7 protein-coding genes are annotated in these 7006 nt (G+C 62.9%); 1 reads left to right on the top strand and 6 read right to left on the bottom strand.

The genetic code is table 11. The features are described from left to right. Positions 1 to 192: 192 nt before the first annotated feature. The 5 genes from ACIQU6_RS43390 to ACIQU6_RS43410 form a co-directional block, all read right to left on the bottom strand. Entirely contained in the window at positions 193 to 2865 is a 2673-nt protein-coding gene (locus tag ACIQU6_RS43390) for a discoidin domain-containing protein (protein ID WP_403488038.1), read from the bottom strand. A 10-nt stretch (positions 2866 to 2875) separates the two neighbouring features. Next, entirely contained in the window at positions 2876 to 3193 is a 318-nt protein-coding gene (locus ACIQU6_RS43395) for a hypothetical protein (RefSeq protein ID WP_403488040.1), read from the bottom strand. A 24-nt stretch (positions 3194 to 3217) separates the two neighbouring features. Continuing rightward, a complete protein-coding gene (locus tag ACIQU6_RS43400; RefSeq protein WP_403488042.1) occupies positions 3218 to 3478 on the bottom strand; it encodes an urease subunit beta in 261 nt (86 codons plus the stop codon). 526 nt (positions 3479 to 4004) lie between these two features. Beyond that, complete coding sequence (locus ACIQU6_RS43405) at positions 4005 to 4259, bottom strand: hypothetical protein (protein WP_403488044.1); 255 nt, start codon at positions 4257 to 4259, stop codon at positions 4005 to 4007. A 384-nt stretch (positions 4260 to 4643) separates the two neighbouring features. Then, the gene (locus ACIQU6_RS43410) at positions 4644 to 4847 is read right to left on the bottom strand and encodes a hypothetical protein (protein WP_403488046.1); all 204 of its coding nucleotides are present in this window, start codon (positions 4845 to 4847) and stop codon (positions 4644 to 4646) included. Between the two features lie 217 nt (positions 4848 to 5064). On the opposite strand from ACIQU6_RS43410, the gene ACIQU6_RS43415 reads away from it, so the two are divergent. Next, positions 5065 to 6333 (top strand): IS701 family transposase, encoded by a 1269-nt coding sequence (locus ACIQU6_RS43415; RefSeq protein WP_403488048.1) that lies wholly within the window; start codon positions 5065 to 5067, stop codon positions 6331 to 6333. Between the two features lie 130 nt (positions 6334 to 6463). Here the strand turns inward: ACIQU6_RS43415 and ACIQU6_RS43420 are convergent, their stop codons facing one another. Continuing rightward, positions 6464 to 6817 (bottom strand): hypothetical protein, encoded by a 354-nt coding sequence (locus ACIQU6_RS43420; protein WP_403488050.1) that lies wholly within the window; start codon positions 6815 to 6817, stop codon positions 6464 to 6466. Positions 6818 to 7006: the final 189 nt, after the last annotated feature.

The raw sequence follows: 7006 nt of genomic DNA on the forward strand, positions 1-7006 counted from the left end.
CTTCGTTGCATACGGAGAGGCCATCCTGACAGACCGTCACCCAGCTGTGACCTGCAGATTCGTGGAACCCCCAAGACTTTGCAACAGCCCTGGCCTACTACCTGACGACCAAGAAACCCCAGGTCACAACCACCAACTGAGATCTCTACCGAACCCGGGGCGGTTCACCCTGGCCCTGGGGCGGATCCAGGCTCAAAGGTTCTTGCGAACTTGGGTTACTTTTCGGATCCGATAGTTGCCAGAGTCGCAGATATAGAGGTTACCCGCATCATCGACCGCGATATCTGTAGGGTACCAGAGCTTGGCGTTGGTGGCCGGACCGCCATCACCGCTGTGCCCAGACTCTCCGGTGCCAGCGACGGTGGTGATGATGCCGCTGGCACCGTCAATCTTGCGTACGCGATGATTACGGTAATCGGCGATATAGAGATCGCCAGACGGTTCATCCAGCCACACACCCCTAGGCTCATTGAGCTTGGCGTTGGTGGCCGGACCGCCATCACCGCTGTGCCCCGACTCTCCGGTGCCAGCGACGGTGGTGATTACCGACCCGGCCATATTGCTACGTTCGATCTTGCGGACGCGGTGATTGTGCGTGTCGGCGATATAGACAGTGTTTTCGAAGCTATCGTTAGTGGTCGCGGAGACGCCCCAAGGGTAACTGAGCCGAGCCGCGGTTGGGCTACCCCCGTCCCCGCTGTACCCTGCTTCTCCCGTACCGGCGATGGGAATAACCCTGGGACTTAATTCAACATCTGGATCGTATTCCACCGCCCACAGGCGATTTCCGTGAGCATCGGTGAAGTAGGTGTAGGTCCCGTTCGAAGTGTATTCCTGGTGCACACACCACGGAGCAAAGAGGGTGGTCCCTACGGCGCCATTTACGTATGTGTAGATCTGATTTTGGCCGCTGCTGGCGTCGATATAGCGCAACCGCCTGCTGGTTTCGGATACGCCAAATTCGGCGAAGAAAAGCCTTCCCTCGCGCGTAACGGTCACGCCCAGAGGGGTGTCGATCTTGGCTTCGCTGGCGGGAATTCCGTCGCCATTGTACCCCATCTCTCCTGTGCCGGCGTAGGTGGTGATCAGGCCGCTATTAGCGTTGACCCTACGTATACGGTATCCGTGATATTCGGGGATGTATAGGTTTCCCTCGCCATCGCAAGTGATACCGTACGTAGTAGCGAGATTGGCCTGGGTGGCAGGAATGTTGTCGCCGTTGTACTCCGTGTTTCCTGTGCCGGCAACAGTAGTAATCAGGGTCGGGGGACCCGCTAAGCGGAAGACACGTCGGGTCCAGTCTGAGGCGTAGTCTTCGCCTCTGTCGCCGTTCTCGTGCCGGGCTTCCAGGGTGAACTGTCCTGCTGATGGGAGTTCTGCGTGGTAGGGGCCCCACTCTCCGTTTGCGGTGACCGTCAGTCGCGTCAGTGGGTTCCTGTCGGGTATGCCGGGACCTGTTATGAGCAGCGATACGTAGGCGCCTGGGATGCCTTTTCCTTCCATGCCCACCGGGCTGCTCGCAGTAGCATTTTCTTCTGGCTCCGTGATCTCGGGTCCTTTCTTGAATGAGATGTACATGCCATCTGATTCTGATGCCTGACCGCCCTTCATGAGCTGCACAAGAGCGTGGCCCAGATATAAGTGTGGCCGCTCCTTTGTGTCTTCGAATGACCCGTTGCTTTGCACGGTTGTGAACGGTATCCACTGGTTCCCTTGGAAGGTCTGGACGGTAGCTCCTGCCATGCTGCTGGTGCTGCTGCCCTTGAGGTGCAGAGACATGCTGGGGCCGGAGAATGCGGTGACCTCAGCCAGCTCAAGCCTTGGTGCGGGCAGTGGTTCCTGACTGGTTACGGTGATGGGTATGCCTTCGTCGGTCAGCCAGTAGTAGCCGTCGTCCGCGAAGAAGAAGGCGATGTACTCTCCTTCTGGCGCAGGGATGGAGATTGTTGCCCCTGTGGTTGGCGCGTATTTCCACCATTCATAGGCAGGAAGATCATCGAGACCGGATGTTTCGGGTGCCAGTTCCTTCTCGTAGAGACCGATCCAGTTCTTGTCGTTCGCGACCGGTGTGCTGTATGTGAGACGGATGGACTGGCCGGGTTCCACAATGGACTGCTCTGCCGTTAGGGTGGGGGCCTGGTCCGTGACAGTGAAGGTCGCAGGTGCCTGGGTGAGCCATGCGAAGCTGTCGGTGAGGAGGAACGCGAGGTAATCGCCAGGGGCGCAGAAGGAGTTCGGGGCGAAGGTCAGGGACCCTGTGGTGTCCCGAGGATGCAGGTCCAGGGCGTGGATGTAGTTGTGGTTTTCCTCGCCGGAAATCCATGGTGCGGTGCTGTTGTGGTAGACGGCTATGCGGTGGCCGGGGGAGACGCGCGGGACGGTGTAGTGGAAGGTGACGGCATGGCCAGGCTGAATGTTTTGGTGGCCAGGTGTCAGTGCGGCTTGAAGCTGGACTATGTCGAACAGTCTGACAGCGACGTAGCTGTCGCTGACCCGTTCGAACTGCACTCGGACATACTGGGCTTCAATTTCCCTGCCGTCCAGGTTCACTCCGGCATCGATGTCACGATCGTAGAACTGGCCGACCTGAGTCCATTTGTGGTCATCCGCAGACACTTCAATAATGCCGCCAGGGGGGCGGAATCTGGGGTTCAGGGGGGTGGAGTCACCGAACTTCAAAGAGATGGATCTCACCGGACTGGTTTCTTGGGTATCAATTTTGATCCAGTCGCCGGACTTGACCGGGTCGTTGGTCCTGAACCATGTGAGCAAACTATGGTCAAGCATGTTCTCGAGAGGATATCCCTGCTGTGCCCGAACTGACGAAGAGGGGATGAAGGGAAGGGTATCGGCAGCGGTGGGCATTTTTCACTCCTCATGAGGTTCGAATGTTACCCTGAATGATATTCGGGTTTTTTGTTTGGAGATTTTCTGGCTGAGGATATCGGTATGACACGCTAACGTCGATAATTGCACTTTCTGCATTGGTGCCCAGGTTTTTCGCGCGTACGCGCAGCAGGTTATGGGCGTACAGGTAGTGAGAGGGGATGACAGGGTTGTTATAGATGCCTTTGTCGTCAATGTCGCCGATGCTGAGCGGATCCCCGTCGGGCTGTATTGCTTGTACTTGCACGTTAGGCGTGCCCCGACCGGTTCCCGATACAGCATTCGCGGTCGCCCACAGCGCACGCATCTCTCCCAGTCACACTTCAGGAATTTAAGGGCCGAATTGCGCGAGTGTGACTGGCAGGGTTTGGCCGGGTTCGAATCGGACGGAAGTTCCCGCGAGGATGTTCAGTCGGTAACCTCTTGCCTGTGCGCGGTCGAACTGCAGGGCGGGGTTGGTTTCGTAGAAGTGGTAGTGGGAGCCGACGCGGATGGGCCGGTCACCGGTGTTGATGACGGTGAGGGTCACAGTGGAGCGTCTGGCGTTCAGCTCGATATCGTCGTCTTTGGTGATGATTTCTCCGGGAATCATGATGTTGTCTGCCTTTCGGGGTTACGGGGTCTCGCCTGTCGCTCGGGGCTCGGCGCGGCGGGTACCCAGGGCTCTGGGACGGATTGTCACGGTGTGGTGGCTGTCGGGGCCGACATGCGAACTGGGGCACCGTGCGCCCTCCGGCCGTCGGTGGTCAGGTGTGGGGTGTCCCCGCCGAGGGCCGGGCTCCGGCCGGATGCCGGTCCAGGAGTGTGTTCAACTTGCTCGGGCAGGGGTCAGCCACCGGCTTCGGCAGTGGGGCTGCGGTGCAGCTCGGTACCTTGGTCAACGGTGCGCCAGCCGCCACCTCACGGATGGGCGCTGAAAAGGCTCCAGGAACGGGAAGGCCGTACCCGTTTTCCGGCTGCGGGACAGGCGTTCCCGATCCCTTCTTCCAATGCCGCCCGTCCCACACGGCGGGTGCCCGCGGGCTGTGCTGAGGTGCCGGGGATCAGCCCGCCGGCATGTGACGTGCAGGTGTGGGCCGGGCGGACGCTTCGTGCACAGCGGCCCCCTGCGGGGCTGTTCAGATGAAGTACCGCTGCGCCAGGGGCAGTACCTCGGCCGGTTCGCAGGTCAGGGCCGCGCCGTTGGCCCGCACCTCGTAGGTCTCAGGGTCGACACTGATGTCAGGTGTGGCGGTGTTGTGGATCATGTGGTGTTTGCTGATGTCACGGGTATTGCTGACGGGGGTGACGGTGTGGCGGAGGCCGAGGTGGTCGAGGACCCCTTTGCTGGCGGCGGCTTGGGAGGTGAAGACGTGGCTCTGGTCGGTGGACATGATGGATGCGGAAGAGTTCTGGGCCCTGGTCCATGAGGCGGTGCGGACGATGGCGCCGCCTTTGAGGACCAGGTCGGGATAGGCGCCGAAGGTTTCCGGGGACCACAGGACCAGGTCGGCGATCTTGCCCGGTTCGACGCATCTCCCGACTGGCAGAGGATTCCCTCGCCGCCGCGGCCACACATTCTGCCGCCGCCCCGCCCATCGTGCGCCCAGTCACCCAGCACCGCCACTTGACGGGGGCCTGGGGCGTTTTTCCGCGCCGGCGACCTTCGCTGCGTGCAGGGCTGCGGTCAGTCCCGGCGCCCTGCAGGCCAGCGGGGTGTCGGGTTGGCCGAATATGAAGGGTGGGGCCACGTCAGCGGGGTGACTGGTGGGGTGGGTTCATGCGGCTTGGATGGGATCGAAGCGGACCGTCAGGCCGAGGTTATTGGCCTCTTTGACCATACGGCGCATGGCGCGTTCGGGATCGCGCTTGGCGAAGTAGCCGGCTCCGAGGTCGTGGTAGGGGGCCTTGTCCCGGAGCCGTTGTGCCTCGCGGCCCGCGGCGCGGACGATCTCGGTCCGGCGACGGGTCAGGTCCCGCAACTCGCGAATCTCCTGCTCGGACGAAGGAGTCCATTGCCAGGCATGACGCTCCGGCCCGGGCGAGAAATGCCGCGTCGCTCGGGTCGGTCTTGCGCCCCCTGATCCCCTTCAGGTGGGCAGGGTTGACCAGCATCAAGTTCAGACGCGGCTGGTACTACAGCCTCAGATCTTGTGACTGGTGATCGGTGGTGATCGTTGTCCGGTCATGCTGGGTGACGTGACGCTGGAGCAGGTTGAGGGTTGGGCTGAGGAGTTGGCGGTTCTCACGGGTGGGTTGGGGCATCTGTTCGCGCGGCCGGAGCCGCGGGAGGTGTTTGCGGACCTCATCGAGGGTCTCTTGTCGGGCCTGGGCCGCAAAAACGGGTGGACGATGGCGGAGCGGGCCGGGCATGCCACCCCGCACCGGATCCAGAAGTTTCTCGGGGAGGCGTCCTGGGATGCGGACGCGTTGCTGGGCGAGGTCCAGGACTACATCGCCGGCCACCTCGCGGACGCGCAGGCCACGCTGGTGCTGGACGACACCCAGGTCATCAAGAAGGGAACGCGGTCGGTTGGGGTGGCCCACCAGCATTGCGGTGTGACGGGGGACGTGCGCAACTGCCAGGTCATGGTGATGCTCACCTACGCCACCAAGGCCGGGCACACCTTCTACGACCGACGCCTGTACCTGCCCGCCGTCTGGGCCGATGATGCTGGACGCCGCCGCGATGCCGGGGTGCCCGAGGACGTCACCTTCGCCACCAAGCCCCACCTGGGCATCGCCATGCTCACCACGGCACTGGCCCGCAAGCTGACCTTCGCGTGGGTGGCCGCCGACGCCGACTACGGCAAGGACCCCGCCCTGCGCGCTTTCCTGCATGAACAGGCCCTGCCCTACGTGCTCGCCGTGCCGGTGACACTGCCGCTGGCCGGCCCCCCCAGCAAGCCGCACCAGCCCGCTGTCAAGACAGCCGGCGACCTGCTGCACTACGCGGTCATACGCGACCGGTGGGAGCGCCGCAGCCAGGGCGAGGGCTCCAAGGGACAGCGGTACTACGACTGGACCTGGTTCGACGCGGCTCTTCCCGGCCAGGAACCCGCCGACGGCTTCGCCCACCACCTGCTCATCCGCCGCTCCACCGAAAAGAAGCAACTCGCCGGTGGACGGGTGGACTTCGAGTACGCCTACTTCCTCGTCCACCATCCACACAACGCCGCGCTGCCCGAGGCCGTGTGCCGGGCCGGAGTGCGCTGGACGATCGAGGAGAACAACGAGCAGGCCAAACAGATCACCGGGCTGGGCCAGTACCAGGTCCGCCGCTGGAACTCCTGGCACCGCCACGTCACCTGCGCCATGCTCGCCCTGGCCTTCCTCACCGTCCAACGCACCCACCACCCCGGCCCCGAGCCGGCACCCGAGAACGACACGGCCTCCGGCACCGGCCTCGAACAGGTCGACAAAGCGGGAAAAGCCCAACCCACGACCGAGGCGAGCGCCTGTCACTGATCCGCCTGACCGTCCCCGCCCTCGCCGGCATCCTCGCCGTCACCGGCCTCGCAGGCCACCGCGACCCCGCCTACCACCTACAACAGCACCACTGGCGAGCCCTCCACCAGACCAGAGCAACCGTCAGCCACTACAACCGACGCGGCGACCCACTACCCGCCCACCTCCGCCCCTGGCAACCCCCCGACCACAACCGATCACAACCCCAAGATCTGAGGCTGTAGTACTGGAGCATGTAGTAGACACTCCGCCAGTAGTCCGAGGTCGCCTCCATGACGACCACCTCGACGTGAGCCTCCACCAGCCAAATCAGTAGCCGCCGGATCTCAGCTTGGGTGGTGCCGAATCGTTCGGTCTCCAGGCTCCAGCTTCCCGGCCGCTGCGGGCTGGGGGTGCGGGCGCAGGCGAGCAGAAACCGCTTGCTCAAGTCCACCCCGGCGGACCTCAAATGGATGACCTCGTCCTTCACATCCTGGCGGGCCATGACCTACTCCCCTCCCATGCGGCAAGTCTGAGCCGGGCGGGTGCCCCGGAGGGGTCAGGGAAGAAGACGGAATCTGACACGCGTGCTCCGGGCAGCATCCAGGGTGTGATCTTTCTCAGGTTCTGGGATGGATGAGGTCGAGTGCGTGGTCGGGGTGCGACCGGTAGTGATCGATGGCGGCGGCCAGGC

This window comes from Streptomyces sp. NPDC090442 (assembly GCF_044769405.1).
Lineage (GTDB): Bacteria > Actinomycetota > Actinomycetes > Streptomycetales > Streptomycetaceae > Streptomyces.